Annotated in this window: 22 protein-coding genes; 15 read left to right on the top strand and 7 right to left on the bottom strand. The window is 64.0% G+C overall.

The window, feature by feature from the left end:
• Nucleotides 1-172: 172 nt before the first annotated feature.
• The 4 genes from LPA34_RS13945 to glgC form a co-directional block, all read right to left on the bottom strand.
• Complete coding sequence (locus tag LPA34_RS13945; RefSeq protein WP_228979039.1) at nucleotides 173-634, bottom strand: hypothetical protein; 462 nt, start codon at nucleotides 632-634, stop codon at nucleotides 173-175.
• Nucleotides 635-794: 160 nt separating this feature from the next.
• Complete coding sequence (pdxY, locus tag LPA34_RS13940; protein WP_228979038.1) at nucleotides 795-1,664, bottom strand: pyridoxal kinase PdxY; 870 nt, start codon at nucleotides 1,662-1,664, stop codon at nucleotides 795-797.
• A 257-nt stretch (nucleotides 1,665-1,921) separates the two neighbouring features.
• Nucleotides 1,922-3,382: a glycogen synthase GlgA gene (gene glgA, locus LPA34_RS13935; RefSeq protein WP_228979035.1), complete on the bottom strand. Its 1,461-nt coding sequence runs from the start codon at nucleotides 3,380-3,382 to the stop codon at nucleotides 1,922-1,924.
• 62 nt (nucleotides 3,383-3,444) lie between these two features.
• On the bottom strand, nucleotides 3,445-4,713 hold the full coding sequence (gene glgC, locus LPA34_RS13930) for a glucose-1-phosphate adenylyltransferase (RefSeq protein WP_228979033.1): 1,269 nt from the start codon (nucleotides 4,711-4,713) through the stop codon (nucleotides 3,445-3,447).
• A 418-nt stretch (nucleotides 4,714-5,131) separates the two neighbouring features.
• Here glgC and LPA34_RS13925 point away from each other — a divergent pair, with 418 nt between their 5' ends.
• Entirely contained in the window at nucleotides 5,132-6,193 is a 1,062-nt protein-coding gene (locus LPA34_RS13925; RefSeq protein WP_228979031.1) for an alpha/beta fold hydrolase, read from the top strand.
• A gap of 42 nt (nucleotides 6,194-6,235) precedes the next feature.
• Here LPA34_RS13925 and LPA34_RS13920 read toward each other — a convergent pair whose 3' ends face one another.
• Nucleotides 6,236-7,234, bottom strand: coding sequence for an LLM class flavin-dependent oxidoreductase (locus LPA34_RS13920; protein ID WP_228979029.1), 999 nt, complete (start codon nucleotides 7,232-7,234; stop codon nucleotides 6,236-6,238).
• A 959-nt stretch (nucleotides 7,235-8,193) separates the two neighbouring features.
• On the opposite strand from LPA34_RS13920, the gene LPA34_RS13915 reads away from it, so the two are divergent.
• The gene (locus LPA34_RS13915; protein WP_228979027.1) at nucleotides 8,194-8,757 is read left to right on the top strand and encodes a hypothetical protein; all 564 of its coding nucleotides are present in this window, start codon (nucleotides 8,194-8,196) and stop codon (nucleotides 8,755-8,757) included.
• A 35-nt stretch (nucleotides 8,758-8,792) separates the two neighbouring features.
• Nucleotides 8,793-9,794 (top strand): patatin-like phospholipase family protein, encoded by a 1,002-nt coding sequence (locus LPA34_RS13910; protein ID WP_228979026.1) that lies wholly within the window; start codon nucleotides 8,793-8,795, stop codon nucleotides 9,792-9,794.
• Nucleotides 9,795-9,829: 35 nt separating this feature from the next.
• Here LPA34_RS13910 and LPA34_RS13905 read toward each other — a convergent pair whose 3' ends face one another.
• Entirely contained in the window at nucleotides 9,830-10,441 is a 612-nt protein-coding gene (locus LPA34_RS13905; RefSeq protein WP_228979025.1) for a class I SAM-dependent methyltransferase, read from the bottom strand.
• A 363-nt stretch (nucleotides 10,442-10,804) separates the two neighbouring features.
• Between LPA34_RS13905 and LPA34_RS13900 the strand changes: the two genes are divergently transcribed.
• From LPA34_RS13900 to astE, 10 genes are all read left to right on the top strand, one after another.
• On the top strand, nucleotides 10,805-11,494 hold the full coding sequence (locus LPA34_RS13900) for an ABC transporter permease (protein ID WP_228979253.1): 690 nt from the start codon (nucleotides 10,805-10,807) through the stop codon (nucleotides 11,492-11,494).
• 7 nt (nucleotides 11,495-11,501) lie between these two features.
• On the top strand, nucleotides 11,502-12,215 hold the full coding sequence (locus tag LPA34_RS13895; RefSeq protein WP_228979024.1) for an ABC transporter permease: 714 nt from the start codon (nucleotides 11,502-11,504) through the stop codon (nucleotides 12,213-12,215).
• 100 nt (nucleotides 12,216-12,315) lie between these two features.
• A complete protein-coding gene (locus LPA34_RS13890) occupies nucleotides 12,316-13,107 on the top strand; it encodes an ABC transporter ATP-binding protein (protein WP_228979023.1) in 792 nt (263 codons plus the stop codon).
• Between the two features lie 30 nt (nucleotides 13,108-13,137).
• The gene (locus LPA34_RS13885; protein ID WP_228979022.1) at nucleotides 13,138-14,199 is read left to right on the top strand and encodes a GlxA family transcriptional regulator; all 1,062 of its coding nucleotides are present in this window, start codon (nucleotides 13,138-13,140) and stop codon (nucleotides 14,197-14,199) included.
• A 124-nt stretch (nucleotides 14,200-14,323) separates the two neighbouring features.
• Nucleotides 14,324-15,565, top strand: coding sequence for an aspartate aminotransferase family protein (locus LPA34_RS13880; RefSeq protein WP_228979019.1), 1,242 nt, complete (start codon nucleotides 14,324-14,326; stop codon nucleotides 15,563-15,565).
• Between the two features lie 33 nt (nucleotides 15,566-15,598).
• The gene (gene aruF, locus LPA34_RS13875) at nucleotides 15,599-16,654 is read left to right on the top strand and encodes an arginine/ornithine succinyltransferase subunit alpha (RefSeq protein ID WP_228979251.1); all 1,056 of its coding nucleotides are present in this window, start codon (nucleotides 15,599-15,601) and stop codon (nucleotides 16,652-16,654) included.
• Complete coding sequence (astA, locus tag LPA34_RS13870; RefSeq protein WP_228979017.1) at nucleotides 16,651-17,682, top strand: arginine N-succinyltransferase; 1,032 nt, start codon at nucleotides 16,651-16,653, stop codon at nucleotides 17,680-17,682. Before aruF ends, astA begins: the two co-directional genes overlap by 4 nt.
• 2 nt (nucleotides 17,683-17,684) lie before the next feature.
• The gene (astD, locus tag LPA34_RS13865; RefSeq protein WP_228979015.1) at nucleotides 17,685-19,148 is read left to right on the top strand and encodes a succinylglutamate-semialdehyde dehydrogenase; all 1,464 of its coding nucleotides are present in this window, start codon (nucleotides 17,685-17,687) and stop codon (nucleotides 19,146-19,148) included.
• 9 nt (nucleotides 19,149-19,157) lie between these two features.
• Nucleotides 19,158-20,498 carry an N-succinylarginine dihydrolase gene (gene astB / locus LPA34_RS13860; RefSeq protein ID WP_228979012.1) on the top strand — a complete coding sequence of 447 codons (1,341 nt, stop codon included), beginning with the start codon at nucleotides 19,158-19,160 and terminating at the stop codon, nucleotides 20,496-20,498.
• Nucleotides 20,482-21,531 (top strand): succinylglutamate desuccinylase, encoded by a 1,050-nt coding sequence (gene astE, locus LPA34_RS13855; RefSeq protein ID WP_228979010.1) that lies wholly within the window; start codon nucleotides 20,482-20,484, stop codon nucleotides 21,529-21,531. Before astB ends, astE begins: the two co-directional genes overlap by 17 nt.
• Nucleotides 21,532-21,580: 49 nt before the next feature.
• Here astE and gstA read toward each other — a convergent pair whose 3' ends face one another.
• A complete protein-coding gene (gene gstA, locus LPA34_RS13850) occupies nucleotides 21,581-22,189 on the bottom strand; it encodes a glutathione transferase GstA (protein WP_228979009.1) in 609 nt (202 codons plus the stop codon).
• Nucleotides 22,190-22,477: 288 nt separating this feature from the next.
• On the opposite strand from gstA, the gene LPA34_RS13845 reads away from it, so the two are divergent.
• Together LPA34_RS13845 and LPA34_RS13840 are read left to right on the top strand one after the other, a co-directional pair.
• Complete coding sequence (locus tag LPA34_RS13845; protein ID WP_228979006.1) at nucleotides 22,478-23,272, top strand: ABC transporter substrate-binding protein; 795 nt, start codon at nucleotides 22,478-22,480, stop codon at nucleotides 23,270-23,272.
• Nucleotides 23,273-23,537: 265 nt separating this feature from the next.
• On the top strand, nucleotides 23,538-24,926 hold the full coding sequence (locus LPA34_RS13840) for an EAL and HDOD domain-containing protein (RefSeq protein WP_411178989.1): 1,389 nt from the start codon (nucleotides 23,538-23,540) through the stop codon (nucleotides 24,924-24,926).
• Nucleotides 24,927-25,078 lie beyond the last annotated feature (152 nt).

The following is a 25,078-nucleotide window of genomic DNA, read 5'->3' as shown; positions in this document are numbered from 1 at the left end:
AAGCCAATATGAGGCCGTCTTGGCAGTTCGCGGCGCTTTGAATGAGCATTTCAGCACAGGCAGCGTGGGCGCGAGACCAGGGTATGACCTCAGAGGCGAAAGACGTAGCCGGGGCGGGCGAGGGGGAGGGCGGTATCAGCCGGAAGCCGGCGCGGGTGCGCCGGCCGGCATATCAGTGTTCGCCTTGCAGGCGCAGCAGTTCTTCGCGCAGGCGAACGAGCGGTTCCTTGACGTCTTCTTCCGCCCAGGTGTCGAGATCGTCGATTGCGCGCATGCAGCCGTCGAGCACCACGTCGAGATCGACCGGGATGCCGTTTGCCATCGCGAACTGGATCGTCTCGGCGAACTGCTGGCATTCGTCCTCGCCGTACGAGATGTCGAGATTGTCCGCGATGATTTCGGCGATGTTGCTACGCGCCCTGTCGTCGGCCGTGACGAGATCGACGATGCCGCCCGCCACCGCCGGCGAGTAGTAGAGCGCGATATCGAGCCATTGCGCCGGGTCGAAATCCGCCTCGCCGAACTGCTTCTCGAAGTACTCGATGGCTTCCTGTTCGTGCGCTTCGTCGGCGTCGACGCTGATGCACAATTCCTCGAAAATTTCTTCCCGCTCGCTGCGGATGTGTCCGTCCATCTGTGCCTCTTTGCCTTGTTGCGGTGACGCGTGTGATTCGCCTGATATGGCTGATATGACCTTTATGCCTGCGAAAGGCGTCCGGCCCGGGTCCGAATTACAGGACGTTGCGCGACCACTTACCGGCACGGGCCGTTTGCCCGTTTGCCGGCCGCCGTGCTCAGCCCGCTTCGTTCACGACCCACGCATCGAACCAGTCGCGCGGATACGCGATTCCGTCTTGTGCCGCGACCAGTTCGAGTTCGTAGCGATGCGCTTCCCATGTCGCCTTGACGACCGCATTGACGGCCGCGATCGTATGTTCGAACGCCGAGCGCACCGGGTCGCCAAGCAGCGTTCGCGCGACGAATACCGCGCTCGTCAGGTCGCCGACGCCGACCGGCTGGCGTGCGAACGGATACAGCGGGCGCTGGCCCATCCACGCTTCGCGTTCGGTGACGACAAGCATGTTGAAGCGGTCGGCGGGCGTATTGCGATCGTACAGATGTTTCACGAGCATGATTTTCGGCCCGCGCCGGATCACTTCGCGGCACGCGGCAACGGCTTCCTCGACGGTTTCGATTTCGCACCCGACCAGCCGTTGCAGTTCGATATGGTTGGGCGCCATGCCGTCGGCGAATTCAGGCATCGTGCGCACCAGAAACTCCTGGATACCGGGCTCGACCTTGCAGCCGCCCCGTGCCGAGCTCATCACCGGATCGCAGAAGTACCAGGCGTTCGGGTTCGCGGCCTTCACGGCGCGCACGATTTCGACCACGGCCTGACCTTGATCGGGCGTGCCCAGGTAACCCGAGAGCACCGCATCGCAGCGTGGCAGCATGCCGATCGCACCGATGCCGTCGACAAGATCTTCCATCTGCGCGGCGTCGATTGCGCTGCCTGTCCAGTGACCGTATTGCGTGTGATTGGAGAACTGCACCGTATTGAGCGGCCACACGTTGACGCCGAGGCGGCGCATCGGAAACTCCGCGGCGCTGTTGCCCGCATGACCGAATACGACGTGCGACTGAATGCTCAAGACGTTTTTCATGGTGTGCTTCGTCGACGCGGACAATGCGCGCCGTTTGCGATGAGGTGGACCAGGGATTCGCGAGCCAACCGCCTGAAGCGTTCGTTTCGGGCAATTGCGTCGAACGCGGCACGACGATCCCAGCCATTCGCGCGTGCTGCAGCGCATTCAGGAACAATACCCGAGTTTTGGCGCTTGTGGACCCGATCCGGCCCCGCGATGTTGCGCCGAACCATCACGTCAGCGTGTTTTCGCGGATCCCGCGGGGCGCGGCGGCGTCAAACCAGTCCGCGATACAGCGCCAGATACTGTTCCGCCGAAGCGCCCCAGCCGAAGTCCTGACGCATCGCGCGTTGCTGCGTGGCTTTCCATTCGGTGCGCCGCGCGTGGAGCGCGAACGCGCGCCGGATCGCACCCTGCAGCGCGTCGGGCGTGAAGTGGATGAACACGAAGCCGGTCGCGAGATCGTCGGCCAGGTTTTCGAGCGACGCATCGACCACGGTATCGGCAAGCCCTCCGACGCAATGCACGAGCGGCAGCGAACCGTAAGCGAGCGCATAAAGCTGCGTGAGCCCGCACGGCTCGAAACGCGACGGCACCGCGACCACGTCGCTGCCCGCGACGATTTCATGCGCGAGCGCCTCGTCGAAACCGCGCTCGACGGCGACCGCATCCGGATGCGTCTGCGCGACGCGCAGGAGCCCGTTTTCAAGCGCCGGGTCGCCGGTGCCGAGCACGACGAGCTGGCCTCCGCGCCTGATGATTTCCGGCAGGGCGGCAAGCAGCAGGTCGAGCCCTTTCTGTTCCGTCAGGCGGCTCACCACGCCGAACAGCAGCGCATCGCTTTTCTGCGCGATGCCGAAGCGCTTTTGCAACGCCTCCTTGCAGGCCCGTTTGCCCGCGAGACGCGAACCCGTGTAGCGCGCGGGCAGGGCGGCGTCGTTCGCCGGGCTCCAGATCGAATAATCGACGCCGTTCAGAATGCCGCTCAGATCGTGCGCGCGTTCACGCAGCAGCGCATCGAGGCCGCCACCTTGCGCGAGCGTCTGGATTTCGCGTGCGTAAGTCGGGCTGACCGTGGTGATGCGGTCGGCGTAATAGAGGCCTGCTTTCAGGAACGACAACTGGCCGTAAAACTCGATGCCATGCATGTTGAAGAAATCCGCCGGCAGGCCGAGCTGCCCGAACTGATGCGCCGGAAAAATGCCCTGATACGCGAGGTTGTGCACGGTGAAGATGCTGCGCGCGACAGGCTTGCCCTGTTCCCGTTCGGCCGCTTTCAGATAAGCCGGTGCGAGACCCGCGTGCCAGTCGTGCGCGTGAACGATCTGCGGCGCCCACGACGGATCGGCGTACTGCGCGAGTTGCGCGGCGGTCCAGCCGAGCAGCGCGAAGCGCTGCGCGTTGTCGCCGTACGGCACGTGGTCGTCGTCGAGATACGGGTTGCCGTGGCGCGTGTACAGCTCGTCGGCGCGGATGACATAGATCTGCAGGCCTGTCGATGCCAGCGTGCCGAGTTCGAGCGTCACGCGGGCCGCGCCGAAGCGGCTGCCGAGGTTCGCCACCGGCCGCAGGTCGGCGAGACCGCTCACGACCGGCGGAAAACCCGGCAGCAGGGCGCGCACATCGGCGCCGCGTTCGATCAGCGCGGGCGGCAGGGCGCCGACCACGTCGGCGAGTCCGCCGGTTTTCAGGAGCGGATACAACTCGCTCGCGACGTGCAGGACGCGCGTCGTCATAAGTGAGACTCCTCGTCGATGCGATGGTTGACGTCAGGCACGCGACGCGCCGCACATGGTTTCTATCGTGCCGCCTGTCGTCGCAGCGCGTCCGGGGTGACGAGCACGACACCGCTCTCGGTGCGATAGAACCGTTCGCCGTCCTGTACCGGGTCTTCGCCGATCACAGTGCCTTCCGGAATCGTGCAGCCCCGGTCGATCACGACCTTGCGCAGCCGGCAGCTCGGTCCGATCGTCACCTGTGGCAGCAAGACTGCCTCATTGATGTTACAGAACGAATTCACGACGCAATTCGACGACAGCACCGAGCGCGAAATCTGCGAGCCGGAAATCACGCAGCCGCCGCACACGATCAGGTTCGTGGCCGAACCCTGCAGACCGTTCATGTCGCGCACGAACTTGGCGGGCGGCAACTGCTGCATATGCGTCCAGATCGGCCAGTCCGGGTCGTACAGGTCGAGCGTCGGAATGGTCGAGGCGAGGTCGAGATTCGCGGCCCAGTACGCGTCGATCGTGCCGACGTCGCGCCAGTACGGTTCCGTCTCGTTGCCCGACGACACGCACGACATGCTGAAAGGATGCGCGATCGCGTGTCCCTGCGTGACGACGCGCGGCAGGATGTCCTTGCCGAAATCGTGATCCGTCGCGGCGCTCGTGATGTTTTCCTCGAGCAGCGTGTAGAGGTATTCCGTGTTGAACACGTAGATGCCCATGCTGGCGAGCGCGATGTCAGGACGGCCCGGCATCGCGGGCGGATCGGCGGGTTTTTCGACAAAGCCCGTCACGCGCCGGTTTTCATCCACGTGCATCACACCGAACGCCACCGCTTCCATGCGTGGCACCTCGATACAGCCGACCGTGCAGTCCGCGCCGCTCTCCGCGTGGTCCATGATCATGCGCGTGTAATCCATCTTGTAGATGTGATCGCCCGCCAGTACGACGACGTACTTCGGCTTGATCGAGCGGATGATGTCGAGGTTCTGGAACACCGCGTCGGCCGTGCCGCGATACCAGTGCGCGCCTTCGACGCGCTGTTGCGCGGGCCACAGGTCGATGAACTCGTTGAATTCGCCGCGCAGGAAACCCCAGCCGCGCTGCACGTGGCGTATCAGCGAATGCGCCTTGTACTGCGTGACGACCGCGATGCGGCGAATGCCCGAATTCAGGCAGTTCGACAGGGCGAAATCGATGATCCGGTATTTGCCGCCGAAATGAACGGCCGGTTTGACGCGCTTGTTCGTGAGCGGCCCGAGACGGGTGCCGCGGCCGCCGGCCAGCACAATGGCGAGCGTGGAGCGTTGCAGATCGTTGAGGCTTGCCGGAGTTTCCATGTTTTCGTCTCCATGATTGTTTCCCCCGGGTGCAATGCCATTGTTTTATTCGCCACTTCGCCTGACAGTTTTAGCATTGAATCGGCGCCCACGCATAGTCTGGATTATGTGGGGGCGCGCCATGCCCGGATGCCGCCGGCGCTGCCAGTATCGCCCCGATCCGTCCTGCCCGGGCGTGCGGTGTGCCGCAAAGCGCGATTTTTCAAGGGGGCAATTAGCGTGCCACCGGTCAGGGCGCTGCAAGCGTGCGACGACGTGGCCAGCGCATCGGGCGCGCACGACGTAGAATCAGCGGCTTGCCGGCGGTGCGGGTTTGACGCGAGGTTTCGCGAGGAGCGTCTTCCTGGCGGCTTCGTGGTTCATGCCCGGTTCTGCTGCGCTTCGCTGAAACTGCCGGTCCCGTCCATCTGCCTCTTTCATGCCCATGAAATTTCGTCGCCGATTCCTGCCTGCTGTTGCCGTTTCGCTTGCCGTGGCGTTTTCCGTATCGTCTGGCTCCATCACCGCGTTCGCGGCCGACGACAGCACTGACGGCCCCGCCTACGGTCCCGAACTGCAGGGCTTCAACTATCCCGCGCCGGTCCAGCAGTTCGAGTTCACGTCGCAGGGCGAAACGCTGCATATGGCGTACATGGACATCAGGCCTGCCCATCCGAACGGTCGCACAGCGGTCCTGCTGCATGGCAAGAACTTTTGCAGCGCAACGTGGGAAACCACGATCCAGTGGTTGAGCGACGCCGGGTATCGCGTCGTCGCGCCCGACCAGATCGGGTTCTGCAAATCGAGCAAGCCGGCTCACTACCAGTTCAGCTTCCAGCAGCTCGCGCGCAACACGCATGCGTTGCTCGCGTCGATCGGCGCGGAAAACGTCACCATGATCGGGCATTCGACGGGCGGCATGCTCGCGATCCGCTATGCACTGATGTATCCGAAAGAGACGCAGCAACTGGTGCTCGTGAACCCGATCGGTCTCGAAGACTGGAAAGCGAAGGGCGTCCCTTCGCTATCGGTCGACCAGTGGTATGAACGGGAGCTGAAGACGAGCGCGGACGGTATTCGCCGTTACGAGCAGGCGACGTATTACGCGGGGACGTGGCGCCCCGAATACGAGCCGTGGGTACAGATGCTGGCCGGCCTGTATCGCGGGCCGGGCAGGAAGGAAGTGGCGTGGGATTCGGCGCTGCTCTACGACATGATCTACACGCAGCCGGTCGTCTACGAACTCGGCCAGTTGCAGATGCCGACACTGTTGCTGATCGGCCAGAAGGACACCACCGCGATCGGCAAGGACGTTGCGCCGCCGGCGGTGCGCGCGAAGATCGGCCACTATCCGGAGCTTGGGAAGGCAGCGGCGAAGGCAATTCCGCACGCGACGCTGGTCGAATTCGCCGAACTCGGCCATGCGCCGCAGATGCAGGATCCGCGGATGTTCCACAAGGCACTCCTCGACGGTCTGGCGGCGGTGCCGACAAACCACTGAACCAGTCGGTACCGTCAGCGTGGAAGCCGCGCGGCCCGCGGCTTACTGTGTGCCCGCGATGAGTTCGTCGCGCACCTGGGCGGCGATTTCGAACGACCGCAGGCGTGCCGCGTGATCGAAGATCTGCGCGGTCAGCATCAACTCGTCGGCGCCGGTCTGTTCGATTACCGAAAGCAGGCCCTCGCGCACGGTATCGCGATCGCCCACCACCGAACACGCGAGCGAATGCGCGACGCCGCTCAATTCCTGCTCCGTCGCCTGAATGCGCTCGACGGGCGGTTGCAGTTGACCCGGCGTGCCGCGTCGCAGGTTCACGAACTGCTGCTGCAGCGAGGTCATCAGAAGCTGCGCTTCGTCGTTCGTGTCCGCGGCGAACAGGTTGACGCCGACCATCGCGTAAGGCCGCTCGAGTGTCGCGGAAGGGCGGAACTGCGAGCGGTACAGACGTAACGCCGTCAGCATGTGGTCGGGCGCGAAGTGCGATGCGAATGCAAACGGCAGGCCGAGCGCGGCGGCCAGCTGCGCGCTGAAAAGGCTCGAACCGAGCAGCCAGAGCGGCACCTGCAGGCCGGCGCCGGGCACGGCCCGCACGCGCTGGCCGGATACGGGCTCGGCGAAATAGCGCTGCAGCTCGACGACGTCGTCCGGGAACGAATCGGCGCTGCCTTGCAGGTCGCGCCGCAATGCGCGGGCAGTCGTCTGGTCGGTGCCCGGCGCGCGGCCGAGACCGAGATCGATCCGCCCGGGGTACAGCGATTCGAGCGTGCCAAACTGTTCGGCGATCACGAGCGGCGCGTGGTTCGGCAGCATCACGCCACCGGAACCGACGCGAATGCGCCGCGTGCCGCCCGCCACATGACCGATCACCACGGAGGTGGCCGCGCTCGCGATGCCGGTCATGTTGTGATGCTCGGCGAGCCAGTAACGGTGATAGCCCCACGTTTCAACGTGCTGCGCGAGATCCAGCGTGTTTTTGAACGCCTGCGTCGCGGTCGAGCCGACGTTGATGGGAGAAAGATCGAGAACGGAAAAGGGAATCATGGCAAGGTGTCCGGCGCCTCACGCGTGGCGGCTGCGCCGGACGGAGTATCCGGATACGCGTCGGCCGCCCGCGGAACAGGCAAAGCGCGATTGTGCCAAAGCGCCCGCATTCTCGCTGACGACCCAGACAAGCCCCTGCCCCGGAAAGGGTGTTGCAGCGTGCCGAAGGCGCACGCACGTTCGAACCGACGCATGCATTGCACGAAAAAGGCGCATGCGTGTGACGTCGCACAGAAATCGCATCCGGTACGCGATAGCGTGAAGCTGCCGCTTCCTGCGTGGACATGCTGACGGCCTTGCAGGAAGCGACAACCGTGCTGGGCATTTGACGCTGACCGGCCCGGCATTGTCACGCGTAGGTTGGCTACGCGGAACAAACCCGGGCGATCCGGACCGGTCAGGTCAATCGACGTGACCGCCAGCGTCGTAATCCGCGCGCGGTGTCATTCCTGTGGATGCGCTTCCACATGACGCCATGTTCATTCACACGATTTGAATCGCTGGATAAAGTGGCGAGCGGTGCGCGGGTTTTTGCATGTCACGCTTCCCGCAACGCTTTCGCGCGATGCGCCGATTCATCTGCCGAGTCGGTGTAAACGCGCTCTCGCCTAAGCGGTGGATTGCGTCTAGATTGTCGACACCCGAATCGATTCAAGTCGAGGGACCAGACGACCGCGAGCAGCGGTCAGCATCGCGGACACATGCACACAGAGGCGCACGCCTGACCTGTTGCACCGCATGCTGCGCCGCTGCCGGGCGTCTTTTTTTATGCCTCGTGCGCGAGGCAATGCGTCACGTCACGCCATATTGCGAATTGCCTTCACGGCAATGTCGCGACGCTTTCGATCCGCGTGCCTCCATGCGCACGCGCATGCTCCGGTCGTTGAAGACTCGCCCTTTTGATGACGGGCGGCTATCCTGTAGCGCATCATTCATACATCATGAGAGCCGCTATCAGGATGGCGTTTCGTTCCAGACTGCCCTTCGTTGCCACGCTCGCGTTTGCCACCGCGCTTTCGCTTGCCGCGTGCAACGACCAACAAACCGACCAGGCCGTGCAAAAGCTCAAGGATTTCTTTAACGCCGTCAAGCCGGATGCGCTGCTGCTCAAGGGCCTCACGCCCGGCATCACGACCGAAGACCAGATTCGAAGCCAGATGGGCAAGCCGGAAACGGAGCGCACCTTCACCGACGGCTCGAAGCGCTTCGAGTATCCGCGCGGCCCGCAAGGGCTCAACACGTATATGGTCGACATCGACCGCGACGGTCGTCTTGCCGCCGTCACCCAGGTGCTGACCGCCGCGAACTTCGCGAAGATTCACGCCGGCATGACCGGGGACGAAGTGCGCCGCCTGCTCGGCAAGCCCGGTGAAATCGCCCGCTATCCGCTCAAGCCCGAAACGGTGTGGAGCTGGAAGTGGCTCGAAGGCGGCGTGACGCCCGAAGCGTTCTTCAACGTGCATTTCGATGCGCAAGGCAAGGTCTATACGACGTCGCGCTCGGACATCATCCGCGGACGCTAGCAGCCACCATCCTGCATGGGACCGGAGAGAAAAAAATGATCCGTCGACGCCCGCCTCATCGCATCGGCCTCGTACTCGGCGGTGGCGCTGCCCGCGGCTGGGCCCATATCGGCGCAATTCGCGCGCTGGAGGACGCGGGTATCCGGCCGGACGTGGTGTGCGGCACATCGATCGGCGCGCTCGTCGGGGCGGTCTACGCGAACGGCGATCTCGACTGGCTCGAGGAATGGGTCGCGCGGCTGACGTGGCAAACCGTCGTGCGGCTGCTCGATCTGCGGTTTTCCGGCGGATTGCTGGGCGGACGCAAGGTTATCCAGCTCTTCGCGGAACGGTTTAACGGCTGCGAAATCCGCGACCTCAAAATACCGTTCGCCGCTGTCGCGACCGAACTCGATTCGGGCCGCGAGATCTGGATGCAGGAGGGACGTGTGGTGGACGCCGTGCGCGCGTCGATCGCGATTCCCGGCATCTTCACGCCGGTGCGGCACGACGACGCGTGGCTTGTCGATGGCGCTCTGACGAATCCAGTGCCCGTTTCGGTCGCGCGCGGGATGCGGGCCGATTGTGTGATCGCCATCGATCTGAATAACGACATCCTCAACGGACGCGATCTGGGCGGAATAGTGACCGATACACCGCTGCCCTTGCCGCTGCCTGTATCCGGCGACACCGAAGCGGATGCGAATGCGCACGCCGCGCCACCGCCCGTCGCGTTGCGCAAGAACGGCAAGCCGTGGCCGCGCTGGCTTGCGCCCGAAAACGACCGGACGACCGGTACGGGCGACGTGCGCGTGCCGCCGCCGCCCAGTGCCAGGGTGCCTTCAATGTTGAATTCGATCGCGCAGAGCATCGACATCATGCAGGTGCGCATCACGCGTAGCCGGCTTGCCGGGGAACCTGCGGATATCCTGATCCAGCCGCGTCTTGGCGGTATGGGCACGTTCGATTTTCATCGCGCGGCGCCCGCGATCGAAGAGGGCCGCGCGGCCGTCGAAGCCATGATGCCGGCAATCAGGTCGCGGCTCGGCATGGACTGAGCGCGGACGCAGGGCACCTACCTGCGAGGCACGCGTCAAATCTCGCCTTCGCGCTTTGATGCGATCACGCGGCAGATGCGCCTGCCGGAGCTTTCGCTCGTCACGTCCTCGAACAGCAGGATCGCGCAGTCGCTCAGTGTGTCGGTAACCAGCGCGGCTTCGAACGCGCTATAGAGCCTGCCGTCCTTTTGTCGCAGGTCTTCGCCTTCGGTCACGCGCCATGAGAGATACAGCACGCCGCTCGGCCTCAGGATCCGCAGCAGGTTATCGACGGCGAGCGTGATCGACGTGGCTGGCAAATGCATGATCACCGTTTCGCAGACGACGTTATCGAACGTCTCGTCGATTTCCGGCAGCGTGGGCAACGTGGCCGCGCGAAACGTCAGGTCCGGATTGAGCCGGCGAGCCTCGGCAAGCAAACCCGGCGACGCTTCGAAGCCGGTGACCCGGTAACCGTTCGCCGCCATCCAGGCGACATCGCGCCCGTTGCCGCAGCCGATATCGGCGGTCAGCCCGCCCGGCAGCAGATGCGTGGCGAACAGCGCATACATGTCCGCGGGCGGCGGCTGGTCGAGCCAGTCCTGGCTGTAGCGGGCGGCGCCTTGCGAATAGACGTCGAGTGTCGCGGGATCGAACCGGTCTGTCATGCGTGGACTCGCTTAAGTGGATACGCTTAACGTCAGGCAAGGGCGGGCGTGCCGGGAACATCAGTCTAGCGAAAGGCCCGGCAGGCATGCATTCCGTCTATCGAAAAAGCGACTCGAAACTTGCCAAAAACACGTCTGACGAGTCCTGCATGCAATCCCCTTACGGCACGATCCGGCCCGCCAGAAGGGGGCTTGCACGTTTTCGTCGCGAGCGGCCGGCGATTGCTGCGACGCAGCAACCAGTGCGCGGGCCTTTGAGCAAATTTTTTTTGCCTGCGAGTATCCGCGCCATACACGAAGGCCGCACTGACGCCGCACGCGTTCGGGCCGCGGCCTCAAGACAATACTTCGATGGAGACACCCGTGGTCCTATACGGCTTTGGTCCGTTGCTCCTTGCCGGCACCATGCAGACGATCGAGCTCTCGGTGTTGTCGCTCGCGGCATCCGTGCTGCTCGGCCTTGCGGGCGCGGCGGCGAAACTCTCGTTTAACCGGCCGCTGCGCATGGCCGCAACCGGCTACACGACGCTGATCCGTTCGGTGCCGGACCTCGTGCTGATGCTGCTGCTCTTCTACAGCATCCAGATCGCGGTCAATAATTTCACCGACGCGCTGAACCTGCCGCAGTTCGACATCGATCCGTTCGTCGCGGGCGTGCTGACGCTCGGTTTCATTTACGGCGCGTACTTCACCGAGACGTTTCGCGGCGCGTTTCTCGCGGTGCCGCGCGGCCAGCTCGAAGCGGGCAGTGCGTACGGCATGAGCGGCATGCGTGTGTTCACGCGCATCCTGTTTCCGCAGATGATGCGCTTCGCGCTGCCGGGCATCGGCAACAACTGGCAGGTGCTCGTCAAGGCGACCGCGCTGGTTTCGATCATCGGGCTCGCCGATATCGTGAAAGCCGCACAGGACGCGGGCAAAAGCACGTTCAACATGTTCTTCTTCATCGCCGTTGCGGCGCTGATCTATCTGGCGATCACGACGGTGTCGAACTTCGCGCTCGTGTGGCTCACGCGGCGCTATTCGACCGGCGTGCGGCACGCCGACCTCTGAGGCCATCATGACCGAAATTCTCACCGAATACTGGCGCGCGTTCCTGTTCTGGGACGGCCATCGCATGTCGGGGCTCGCGGTCACGCTGTGGCTGCTGGTCGTCTCGATCGGCTTCGGCTTCGTGATGGCGATTCCGCTGGCGGTGGCGCGCGTGTCGAAAAAGCGCTGGCTGTCGATGCCGGTGCGCTTCTATACGTACGTCTTTCGCGGCACGCCGCTTTACGTGCAGTTGCTGCTGATCTACACCGGCATCTACAGCCTCGAATTCGTGCGCGCGCATTCGTTGCTCGATGCGTTCTTTCGCAGCGGTTTTTACTGCGCGATTCTCGCGTTCGCGCTGAATACCTGCGCCTATACGACCGAGATTTTCGCGGGCGCGATCCGCTCGACCCCGCACGGTGAAGTCGAAGCGGCTCGCGCTTACGGCATGAGCGGCTTTACGATGTATCGCCGCATTGTGATACCGTCCGCGCTGCGCCGTGCGCTGCCGTTGTACAGTAACGAAGTGATCCTGATGCTGCATGCCACCACCGTTGCCTTTACCGCGACGGTGCCGGATATCCTCAAGGTCGCGCGGGACGTGAATTCGGCAACCTACCGCTCGTTCGACGCGTTCGGCATCGCGGCGCTGATCTACTGTGCGGTATCGTTTGCACTGGTCGCCGGGTTCCGGCGGGCCGAGCGCCGCTGGCTTGCCTATCTGGCCGTGCGCACGCACTAGGCGCCATCTGCCGGATCCGGTCCGGCGGCGCGCATGATGCCGCTGGTCACTGTGTTGCACCCTCTCGCAGAACAGCCTGCGTATTTACCGGGAGAGCATTTTGCTCCATACAAGCCAGACCGAAGCCTGCAAGCTTGCCGTGCAGGACATCCACAAGCGCTACGGCGATAACGAAGTGCTGAAAGGCGTGTCGCTGAATGCAAACAAGGGCGACGTGATCAGCATCATCGGCGCGAGCGGTTCGGGCAAGAGCACGTTTCTGCGCTGCATCAATTTTCTCGAACGGCCGAACGCCGGGCAGATCGTCGTCGATGGCGAAGCCGTGCGCACCAAAGCCGACAGTCACGGCAATCTCGAAGTCGCCGACCACAAGCAGCTGCAACGCATCCGCACGAAACTCGCGATGGTGTTCCAGCATTTCAACCTGTGGGCGCACATGAACGTGCTGGAGAACATCGTCGAGGCGCCGATTCATGTGCTCGGCCTGTCGCGGCGCGAAGCGGAAGAGCGCGCACGCGTGTATCTGGAGAAGGTCGGTCTCGCGCCGCGCCTCGAAAAACAGTACCCGTCGCATCTTTCCGGCGGCCAGCAGCAGCGCGTCGCGATCGCGCGGGCGCTCGCGATGGACCCGGACGTGATGCTGTTCGACGAACCGACTTCCGCGCTCGATCCCGAGCTCGTCGGCGAAGTGCTGAAGGTGATGCAGAAGCTCGCCGATGAAGGCCGCACGATGATCGTCGTCACGCACGAAATGGGTTTCGCGCGCAACGTATCGAACCATGTAATGTTCCTGCATCAGGGGCGCACGGAAGAAGAGGGCCTGCCGACCGAAGTGCTGACCACACCGCGCAGCGAACGCCTGAAGCAGTTCCTGTCGGGCAGCCTCAAATAATGCCTGCCGTTCAGTCGGTTTAAACCCAGCATGCCTCGCCCGTCCAGTCCGGCACGTACGACCCAGGTGGCGATTGTTGCGTTGCCGCCTGTGTCGATGTCGGGTGTCGGACCGATTGTCGATGCGCTCACGCTCGCCAACGAAATCGACGGACGCGCGCTGTATCGCTGGCAGGTGTGTTCGTGGGACGGCCGGCCGGTGCCGCTGTCGGGCGGCGCGCAGTGGCCCGCCGATGCCGCCTTCGGCGACGCGGTTTCGTGCGACTGGCTGATCGTCGTCAGCGAGCGCTTTCAGCAGTTCGCCGATTACCGGCTCTTTCTCGCGAGCCTTTCACGCGTCGGACAGCGCACGCCGCTCGTCACCGGCATTCATCACGGCGTGTGGTGGCTCGCGATGGCGGGTCAGCTGTCCGGCTATCGTGTGAGCGTGAACTGGGAAACCTACCAGCAGTTCACCGAGCAGTTCGAACGCTCGATCGTCACCCAGCAGATCTTCGAAATCGATCGCGATCGCGCGACCTGCGCGGGCGGCCAGGCGACGGTCGACTTCATGCTTGCGATGATCGGCCGCGAACATGGGCCGGAGCTGGCCGACCGCATCGCCGATACGCTCGGCGTCGGCGTGCTGCGCGCAGGCGAGGAACGGCAGCGCATTCCGTTCGTGACCGCGCCCGGCGAGCGTCACCCGCGTTTGAACGACGCGCTGCTGCTGATGGAAGCGAACATCGAAGACCCGCTCACCACCGACGAAATCGCGGATCTCGTCGGTGTGTCGCGGCGCCAGCTCGAGCGCCTGTTTCGTCAGTACCTGGCTGCGATGCCGTCGCGCTACTACCACGCGCTGCGGCTTTCGAAGGCGCGCACGCAGCTTCAGCGCACCAGCAAATCGGTGGTGCAGATCAGTCTCGCGTGCGGATTCTCGTCGGCGGCGCATTTTTCCAATGCGTATCGCGAACATTTCGGCGTCACACCGCGCGAGGATCGTCGCAATTACATCGAGAAACAGCACGGCGGCGCGGCGGCGGACGGCCGCACGGCGCCCACTGGCGAGCCGCGTCCGGCCGCGCTGATCGAGCCGCCCGGTACGGATTGACGAGGTCCGGGCGGTGTAACGGAGGCCGGCCGGGCAGTAACTTCGATGGAAACGCGTCGCGTATGAGCAAGACGGCTCGCGGGCGTTTTCCTACACTAGAGACATTACTGAACGAGGAGTTGCCATGAACGACCTGACTGTGACGCGCCAGACCTTCGACGAAGTGATGGTGCCGCTGTTCTCGCCCGCCGCGTTCGTGCCGGTGCGCGGCGAGGGTTCGCGCGTCTGGGACACGCAGGGCCGCGACTATATCGACTTCGCGGGCGGCATTGCCGTCACGGCGCTCGGCCATTCGCATCCGGCACTGCTGAAGGTTCTGGAGGAGCAGGGCAGCCAGTTGTGGCATGTCGGTAACGGTTACACGAACGAGCCGGTGCTGCGCCTCGCGAAGCGCCTCGAAGCCCTGACGTTCGCCGATCGAGCGTTCTTCGCGAACTCGGGTGCCGAAGCGAACGAAGCGGCGCTGAAACTCGCGCGCCGCGTCGCGTTCGAGCGTTTCGGTGCGGAAAAATACGAAATCGTGTCGTTCACGCAGTCGTTTCATGGCCGGACGTTCTTCACCGTGAGCGTCGGCGGCCAGTCGAAGTATTCGGAAGGCTTCGGCCCGATTCCCGAAGGCATCATCCATTTGCCGTACAACGACACGGAGGCCGCGCTGAAGGCCATCGGCGCGAAGACGTGCGCGGTGATCGTCGAGCCGATCCAGGGCGAAGGCGGTGTGATCCCGGCCGATCCGGCGTTTCTGAAGGCGCTGCGCGAAGCCTGCGACCAGCACGGCGCACTGCTGATTTTTGACGAGGTACAAACGGGTGTGGGCCGCAGCGGCTATTTTTACGCGTATCAGGACACGGGCGTGACGCCGGACATCCTGACCACCGCGAAAGCACTCGGCAACGGCTTCCCGATCGGCGCGATGCTGACGACGACCGCGATCGCCGCGCATTTCAAGGTGGGCGTGCATGGCACGACGTACGGCGGCAATCCGCTCGCCGCCGCGATCGCCGACAAGGTGGTCGAGCTGATCAGCGCGCCTGCCGTGCTCGAAGGCGTGCGCACGCGCAGCGATCTGCTGAAGGCGAAGCTCGCGAAGATCAACGAACGTTTTGGCATCTTCAGGGATGTGCGCGGCAAGGGCCTCCTGATCGGCGCCGAACTCAACGATCCGTTCAGGGGCCGCGCGAAAGACTTCGTCACCGCCGCCGCGAACCATGGCGCGATGATGCTGATGGCCGGTCCGGACGTGCTGCGTTTCGCGCCTTCGCTCGTGATGCCGCTCGACGACCTGAACGAAGGCCTCGCGCGCGTCGAAAAGGCGATCGAAGCGGTTATCGCGACGAACACCGCGACCGCCGAAGCGGCCCGCTGATCCACTGCATCGCATTCAACCACTGGAACGATGATGCTCTTCGTACGCCCCAGCCGTCTCGCCGATCTCGATGCGCTCGAACACATGGCGCTCACGGCCCAACCGGTGCTGCATTCGTTGCCGCACGACCGGCGGCTGCTGGAAGCGCGCATCGCGTTGTCAGAGGATTCGTTTCGCGCGGAAATCGATTTTCCGAGTGAAGAGTTCTATCTGTTCGTGCTCGAGGATGCCGCCACCGGCAAGCTGCTCGGCACGGCGAGCATCGTCGCGGCAGCGGGTTATTCGGAACCGTTCTACGTGTTTCGTAACGACGCGCTGATCCACGCGTCGCGCGAGCTGCACGTCAGCCGCAAGATTCACGCGCTCACGATGTCGCACGAACTGACGGGCAAGAGCCGTCTCGCGGGTTTCTATATCGATCCGTCGCTGCGTGGCGATGCGGCAGCGCATCTGATGTCGCGCTCGCGCATGATGTATATCGCCGCGAACCGCAAGCGCTTCACACCGGAAGTGTTTTCGCTGCTGCTCGGCGTAACCGATGACGCAGGGGTATCGCCGTTCTGGGAAGCGGTGGGCCGCAAGTTCTTCGGCCGTGATTTCGCCGACATCGAAATCGAATCGGGCGGCAGAAGCCGCACGTTCATCGCCGAAGTCATGCCGAGCTATCCGGTGTACGTGCCGTTGCTGCCGGAAGCCGCCCAGCGTGTGCTGGGCGAGCCGGACGAAAAGGCCTTGCTCGCTTACGACATCCACCAGGAAGAAGGCTTCGAAACCGACCGCTACATCGATATTTTCGACGCGGGCCCGGTACTCACCGCGCAGATCGATCGCGCGGCGTGCGTGGCGCGCAACGAAAACCGCGTGGTGCGCGAAGCGGCTTCGGCCGCACAGGGTCCGACGTATCTGGTCGCGAGCAACCGCGAAGGCGATTTCCGCTGCGTGCTGGCGGATCTGTCCATCGACAGCGCAACGGGCGCCGCGTTGCCTGCGACCGTACGTGAGGCACTCGGCGTGCGGGATGGCGATACGGTACGCTGCGTGCGCCTTCACCAGGCCGCACGGAACGAACACTCGGGAGAAGCACAATGATCGTCGTTCGCGTCGTGCAGACGGGCGATGTGGATGCGCTCGTCGCGCTCGCTCACGAGACAGGCCCAGGTCTCACCACGTTCAAGCCGGACCGTGACGCGCTGGCCGCGCGCATCGAACGCGCGCGTCGCACGATGGAAGGCCGCGCCGCGCCGCACGAGGAAGGTTACTTCTTCGTGATGGAGGATACGGCGACCGGCGACGTGGCCGGTGTCTGCGGCATCGAAACCGCGGTCGGACTCGAACAGCCGTTCTACAACTATCGTGTGAGCACGGTGGTGCACGCGAGCCAGGATCTCGGCATCTGGACGAAGATGCGCGCGCTCAACATCTCGCACGATCTGACGGGCTACGCGGAGGTCTGTTCGCTCTTTCTCAGCCCGCGCTATCGCACGAGCGGTGTCGGCGGTCTGCTGTCGCGCTCGCGCTTCATGTTTATCGCGCAGTTTCCCGAACGGTTTCCGCAACGTATCTGTGCCGAACTGCGTGGGCATTTCGATGCGAGCGGATCGTCGCCGTTCTGGCGCGCGGTCGGTTCGCATTTCTACCAGATCGATTTCAACGCAGCCGATTACCTCAGCTCGCACGGACGCAAGTCGTTCCTCGCCGAACTGATGCCGCGTTATCCGGTGTATGTCGATCTGTTGCCGCAAGAAGCGCAGGAATGCGTCGGACTCACACATAGCGACACGATTCCCGCGCGCCGCATGCTCGAAACGGAAGGGCTGCGCTACGAGAATCACGTCGATATTTTCGACGCGGGTCCGGTGCTCGAATGCCATATCGCCGACCTGCATACGGTGCGTGAAAGCGTCGTCGTGCCGGTTGAAACCGGCGCGCCGCTCGCGCATCACGACGGGCGGCGTGCGCTGGTCTCGAATACTTCGCTGACCGATTTCCGCGTGGGCGTGGCACCGGGTGTGCCGGAGGCGGGCGTGTTCCGTCTCACGGCCGAAGACGCCGCCGCGCTCGACGTGCGTGCCGGCGATGCCGTGCGGGTGCTGCCGCTGAAATCAAGACAAGGATGATCATGAACGAGCTTTTCATCGACGGCGAATGGGCCGCCGGCACCGGTCACGTATTCGCTTCGCGCAATCCGGGCACCGCTCAGGTCGTGTGGGAAGGCCACAGCGCCTCCGCCGACGACGTCGACCGCGCGGTGCGCAGTGCCCGTAAGGCATTTCAATCGTGGGCCTCGCTCGATTTCGACGCACGGATCGCGATCGTGCGCCGCTTCGCTGAACTGCTGACGGAGCGCAAGGAAGCGATAGCCGAGGCGATCGGTCGCGAGACTGGCAAGCCGCTGTGGGAGGCGCGCACTGAAGTCGCATCGATGGCCGCGAAGGTCGGGATTTCGATTCAGGCCTACAACGAGCGCACCGGCGAGAAACGCGTGCCGATGGCCGATGGCGTCGCGGTGTTGCGGCATCGTCCGCATGGCGTCGTGGCGGTATTCGGGCCGTACAATTTCCCGGGTCATCTGCCCAACGGTCACATCGTGCCGGCGCTGATCGCGGGTAACGCGGTGGTGTTCAAGCCGTCGGAACTCGCACCCGGCGTCGCGCAGACGACCGTCGAGGTGTGGCGCGAAGCGGGCCTGCCCGCCGGCGTGCTGAATCTCGTGCAGGGCGAGAAGGAAACCGGTATCGCGCTTGCGAATCACCGGCAGATCGACGGTCTCTTCTTCACCGGCAGTTCGGATACCGGCACGCTGCTGCACAAGCAGTTCGGCGGTCGTCCGGAGATCGTGCTCGCGCTCGAAATGGGCGGCAACAACCCGCTCGTGATCGCGCCGGTCAGCGATATGGATGCCGCCGTGCATCACACGATTCAATCCGCGTTCCTGTCGGCCGGTCAGCGCTGTACGTGCGCGCGCCGCATCTTCGTGCCGGACGATGCGTTCGGCGACCGCTATATCGAGCGCCTTGTCGATGTAACGTCACGTATCGCGGTCGGCGAGTACAACGCAAATCCGCAACCGTTCATGGGTGCGGTGATCTCGGCGCGCGCGGCTTCGCGTCTCGTCGCGGCACAGGACAGGCTGCTCGCCGACGGTGCGAAAGCGCTGCTGGCGATGGAGCAGCGCGATCCGAAGCTGGGCTTCGTCACGCCCGCGATTCTCGATGTGACACACGTGCGGAATCTGCCCGATGAAGAACATTTCGGCCCGCTTGCGCAGATCGTCCGCTACGGCAATTTCGACGATGCCATCGAGCGTGCGAACGACACCGAATTCGGTCTCTCCGCCGGCCTGCTCGCGGATGACGAGACGCTATGGACGCATTTCCAGCATCGCATTCGCGCCGGCATCGTGAACTGGAACCGGCCGACCAACGGTGCGTCGTCGGGCGCGCCTTTCGGCGGCACGGGGCGCTCGGGCAACAACCGGCCGAGCGCGTACTACGCAGCCGATTACTGCGCGTATCCGATGGCTTCCGTCGAAAGCGCCCAACTGCAGATGCCCGCGAGCGTGTCGCCGGGTCTTCAATTTTAAGGAACGACGATGTCCGCCTCTGAAGCCAATTTCGACGGGCTCGTCGGCCCGACGCACAACTACGCAGGGCTGTCGTTCGGCAACGTCGCGTCGCAGAATAACGAGAAATCGGTTGCGAATCCGAAGGCCGCCGCAAAGCAGGGCCTGCGCAAGATGAAGCAGCTGGCCGACCTCGGTTTTAACCAGGGCGTGCTGCCGCCGCAGGAGCGGCCGTCGATGCGCCTCTTGCGCGAACTCGGTTTCTCGGGCGACGACGCCACCGTGATCGCGCGCGTCGCAAAGGACGCGCCCGAGTTGCTGGCGGCCGCCAGTTCCGCATCGGCGATGTGGACGGCGAACGCGGCAACCGTGAGCCCTTCGGCCGATACGCACGACGGCCGCGTGCATTTCACGCCGGCCAACCTGTGCAGCAAGCTGCATCGCGCGATCGAGCACGAATCGACCCGCCGCACGCTGCGTGCGATCTTCGCCGACGATGCGCGCTTCGCGGTACACGAGGCGTTGACGGGCACGCCCGCGCTCGGCGACGAAGGTGCCGCGAATCACACGCGCTTTTGCGCGGAATACGGCGTACGTGGCGTCGAATTCTTCGTCTATGGCCGCAGCGAATATCGGCGCGGACCGGAGCCGAAGCGCTTTCCGGCACGTCAGACGTTCGAGGCGAGCCGCGCGGTGGCGCATCGTCACGGGCTGGTCGAAGGCGGCACGGTATACGCGCAGCAGAATCCGGACGTGATCGACGCGGGCGTGTTTCATAACGACGTGATCGCCGTCGGTAACCGCAACACGCTGTTCTGTCATGAACTGGCGTTCGTCGATCAGTCTTCCGTGTATGACGAACTGTCGAAGAAGCTCGAAAAACTCGGCGCGCCGTTTAGCGTGATCGAGGTGCCGGATGCGCAGGTGAGCGTGCCCGATGCCGTTTCGTCGTATCTGTTCAACAGCCAGCTGCTGACGCGCCCCGATGGCCGTCAGGTGCTGGTCGTACCGCAGGAATGCCGCGAAAACGAACGCGTCGCCGCGTATCTCGACAGCCTGACGGAACGGCATGGTCCGATCGACGAAGTGCTGGTCTTCGATCTGCGCGAAAGCATGAAGAACGGCGGCGGCCCGGCGTGCCTGCGTCTGCGCGTCGTTCTGAATGACGCCGAGCGTACGGCTGTTGCGCCGGGCGTGTGGATCAACGATACGTTGTTCGGCCGCCTCGATGCGTGGATCGAAAAGCACTATCGCGACCGCCTTGCGCCGTCCGATCTGACCGATCCTTTGCTGCTCGCCGAATCGCGCACGGCGCTCGACGAACTGACGCAGATTCTCGGCCTCGGCTCGCTTTATGACTTCCAGCGCTAAGCCCGGCATGAACGCGCTGCTCGACGATTTTCTCGCGTACACGCTGGCGGGCACGCGTCCTTTTTCCGCGCAGGCGCAGGGCACGTCGGCGAACGGTGTGCGTTACGCGTGGCTCGATAACGGCGTGCTGCTGCTCGAACCGGCCGCGCTCAAGCAAACCACGCGCAGTGTGCTGGCCTCCGCGGGCATTCATGGCGATGAAACCGCGCCAATCGAACTGCTCTGTGCGCTCGTGCGGGATATCGCTTCGGGCAAGGCATCGCTCGAATGTCGTCTGCTCGTGATTCTGGGCAACGTCGACGCGATGCGCGACGCGTGCCGCTATCGCGACGACGACCTGAACCGTCTCTTTAGCGGGCGTCATGCACAGGTGCCGCAGAGTCATGAAGCGCCGCGCGCGGCTGCACTCGAAGAAGCCGCAAAACACTTTTTCGCCGCTGCGCCGGACGTGCCCGAAGCGCGCTGGCACGTCGACATGCATACCGCGATTCGTGCGTCCGTGTTCGAGCAGTTCGCGCTGCTGCCGCATACCGGCGCGCCGCTTTCGCGCGTGATGTTCGGGTGGCTGCGCGATGCGCGCATCGCCGCCGTTCTGCTGCACACGACGAAAGGCAACACGTATTCGCATTTCACCGCCGACGCGTGCGGCGCGCTTGCCTGTACGCTCGAACTCGGCAAGGTGCGCCCGTTCGGGCAGAACGATCTCGCGCGTTTCGCGGGTGCGGATTGCGCGTTGCGTCAGCTCGTGGCGGGCGTATCCGGCGATGAAGCAGCGCCGCTGCCGCGCGTGTTCACCGTGATCGACCAGATCACGAAGCAGAGCGACGCGTTCGAACTGCTCGTCGCTGCCGATGTGCCCAATTTCACGCCCTTCGTGAAAGACACGCTGCTCGCGCATGACGGCGACTATCGCTATACCGTGCGTCACGACGAAGAGCGCATCGTGTTTCCGAATCCGACCGTCAAGCCGGGTCTGCGCGCGGGCCTGCTCGTCATCGAGACGACAGACAGCACGCTCGCCGCGCTGGCCTGAATCCGCCGCACGCACGGCCCGCTGACGCGCAGCCGTGCCCGCCGCAACGTCAGACCTTCAGTCCCTCCGCTGCCATTGCCTCGCGCACTTTAGGCCGTGCAGCGACGCGCGCCATGTACGCCTTCAACTGCGGGAACGCCGACAGATCGATCGCCAGCATGCGGCTCCAGTTGACGATCGTGAACGCGTACGCATCGGCGACGGTGAACGAGCCCGTCAGATATTCGCGGCTCGTCAACGCGCGTTCAAGTTCCCCCAAACGCGCTGCGAGCTTCGTGCGGCATGCCTGTTTCGTCGATTCCGCCGTATCCGGATGCCATAGCCAGGGGCTGAACGTCTTGTGCAATTCGGTACCGACAAACGTGAGCCATTCGAGCACGGCAAGCCGTTCCAGCGAACCCGGAGGCGGAATCAGCGCGCGCTGCGGATCGAGATCGGCGATGTACTGAAGCAGGGCCGCGACTTCGGTATGGCGTGAGCTGTCGTCGAGTTCAAGCAGCGGCACATAGCCGCGCGGCGAGATCGCATAGTAGTCTTCGCCTCCGCCCAGCGTGTGATGCTGCAGGTTGACCTTGATGCCCTGAAAATCGACACCCGCTTCGCGCAGCGCGATGTGGACCGCGAGCGAGCACGCGCCCGGAGAAAAATAGAGTTTCATCGATAGCCGCCGAAGAAAAGTTCGAGTCAGGCATGCACGCTCTCACATTTCTTGTCTGATTGCGACACCCGATTGCATGTTCGCTTGCACGCGCGCTGTGTGCCGGATGCATCGCGAGCGCCGGGCGCCAGGCCAGATCCGTCGCGCGGACGCTGTACAATCCCGCCCTCGCGACTGTTGCGCCGCACCACGCCAGTCGCCCCGATTTGAACCACGCTGCGGGCGCTGCGATCATGCACGCCCCGATCCGGTTCTCCGTTTTACCTCGTTACCAGCAAGGACCCCCTGATGAACACAACCTGGCGTTACATGGCCGCGAGCGTGCTTTTCGCGTCGGCCGCACTGGCAGCGGGCAACGCATCCGCAACCGACATCAAGGAAATCCGCTTCGGTGTCGAAGCGTCGTATGCACCGTTCGAATCGAAAACGCCCGCGGGCGCGCTGCAAGGCTTCGACATCGATATCGGCAATGCCGTTTGCGCAAAGCTGAAAGCGAAATGCGTGTGGGTCGAAAATTCGTTCGACGGTCTGATTCCCGCGTTGCAGGCGCGCAAGTTCAGTGCGATCAATTCGGATATGACGATCACCGACCAGCGCCGGCAGGCGGTCGATTTCACCGATCCGATCTACACGATCCCGAACCAGATGATCGCGAAGAAGGGCGGTGGCCTGCTGCCGGTGCCGGCATCGTTGAAGGGCAAACATGTGGGCGTGCTGCAGGGCACGATTCAGGAGACGTACGCAAAGGCCCGCTGGGCGCCGGCGGGTGTCGACGTCGTGCCGTACCAGACGCAGGACCAGATCTATGAGGATCTCGCCTCCGGTCGCCTCGACGCTGCGTTCCAGGACGCCGAAGCGGCCTCGAAGGGCTTTCTGAAGCGCCCGCAAGGCGCGGGCTTTGAATTCGCGGGCCCGCCGGTCAGCGACGAAAAGCTGCTTGGCGCGGGCGTCGGCTTCGGCGTGCGCAAGGGCGACGCGGCTTTGAAGGACGCGCTTAACCAGGCGTTAAAGGAATTGAAAGCCGACGGCACCATCGATCGCTTCGCCGCGAAGTATTTCGATGTGAAGGTCGTGCTGAAGTAAGCATGGCGCGCCCGGGGCGTTCGCTCCGGCAGGGCTCATGCCGCATCCGGTGATTTGGAACCGGCCATTTCGATGACTTCGATGGCCGTTTTTTTCGGAAAACCGCGCCGGGCGGGTATCTGGCGAGGCCCACGTGCGCTAGAATCTGCGGGTGTCGCAGGGCCGTGGCGCGAATGCATGAACGCCGCGCCCTGCCACGGCAAACACACCAGAATCAGCCAGGCCAGGTAGAACGGAGCGTCGATACGCTTCGCAGGGGACGGGAATGACCATCAACGCAGTCGAAGATCCGCATCAGCCGGGGGGCGCCGCCGGGCAGGCAGCCGCAGTGCAGGACGAAGTCTATGTTGCCCGCCAGCCCTTGCTGGACCGCGAAGGCATGCTGTGCGGCTTCGAGCTGAAAGTGCGCAGCCCGGCCGTGCCGGAGCCCGATCCCGCGAACTTCACCGATAGCGAAAACGACGTCGCAGCGTTCGCGCAGTCCGTCAAGGACGCGCAGGCGGCACGTGTCCAGGTGGCGAAGCGCGTCATCCAGGCCGCGGCGCATCCCGATGCCGGCAGCGCGCTCGCGGGCCATATGGCGTATGTCGATGCGAGCCGCGAGATGCTGTTCGACGAGACGCTGCGACGGCTGCCACCCTCCCGCTTCATGCTCGAACTGCCACCCGATCTCGTTGCCGACGACATGCTTGTCAGCCGCGTGATCGCGCTGCATGGCAAACGTTATCGTTTCGTGCTCGACGACGTCACGCAGCCCGACGACACCTTTGCGAAGCTGCTGCCGTACGCCGATGCCGTCAAGATCGATTTTGGCAACACACAACCCGCTTTGCTGCCCAAGCTCGCGAAGGTGCTGAAGGCAGCGGGCAAAATTCTGATCGCGAAGGGCCTCGATACGCCGGCCGCGTTTCAGACGGCACACGATCTCGGCTTCGACCGTTTTCAGGGCTATTTCTTCGCGCGTCCGCAGGCGCAGGGCATGCGCCGTGCCGGCGCGCCGCGTCATGCGCTGCTGAACCTGCTGCAACTGCTCGCATCCGATCCGACCGTCGCGCAGCTCGAGGCGGAACTCAAGCTCAACCCCGTGCTAGTAATGCATCTGATGCGGCTCGCGAATTCGAGTGGCCTGGGTCTCGGTCACAAGGTCACGTCGCTGCGCGAAGCGATCAACGCAACGGGCACGAACCGCATTGCACGCTGGACGCAACTGCTGCTTTACGCGGACGGCCGCAAGGTGTCGCTCGAAGACGATCCGCTGCTGCAACTCGCCGCCACGCGCGCGCGTTTCATGGAACTCGCGATCGAGCGTCTGCCTGAGGCGGGGCGCGACGAAGCCGATGCGGCGTTTCTCACGGGCGTGTTTTCGTTTGTGGATGCGGTGTTCGGCGAGCCGCTGGACAGCACGCTCGACATGCTGATGCTGACGCGTCCGATCCGCGCGGCGATTCTGCGTCGCGAAGGGGCGCTGGGCGCGTTGCTGTCCGCGATCGATGCGCTCGAACATGGCGCGTGGAGCGATCTGGACGCGGCGAGCGCGCAGCTCGTGGCATTGACGCCGGGGGATGTCGCGAGTCTCGCGCTGGTGGCGGCCGCATGGGCGGGTGTTGCGGATAGCAGTGCCGAAGCCGCGGGGCTGGAGCGGATCGAGGACTAGATCTGGCGCGAGGCCAGGGTAGTTTCTGTTTTTAGTTTTCAAGGGCCGCCGACGTTGTTCGGCGGCTTTTTTGCTTGTGCGCCCAGCATGGGCGCACTCTTGTGGGTGCAAGTCCCACCGTAAGTTGATCACAGCGAGCGAAGCGAAGCGCA

The organism is Paraburkholderia gardini, from assembly GCF_907164575.1.
In the GTDB taxonomy this organism is placed as follows: domain Bacteria; phylum Pseudomonadota; class Gammaproteobacteria; order Burkholderiales; family Burkholderiaceae; genus Paraburkholderia; species Paraburkholderia gardini.
The sequence above is the reverse complement of the archived record's forward strand: the minus strand, read 5'-3'. Positions and strand labels throughout refer to the sequence as shown.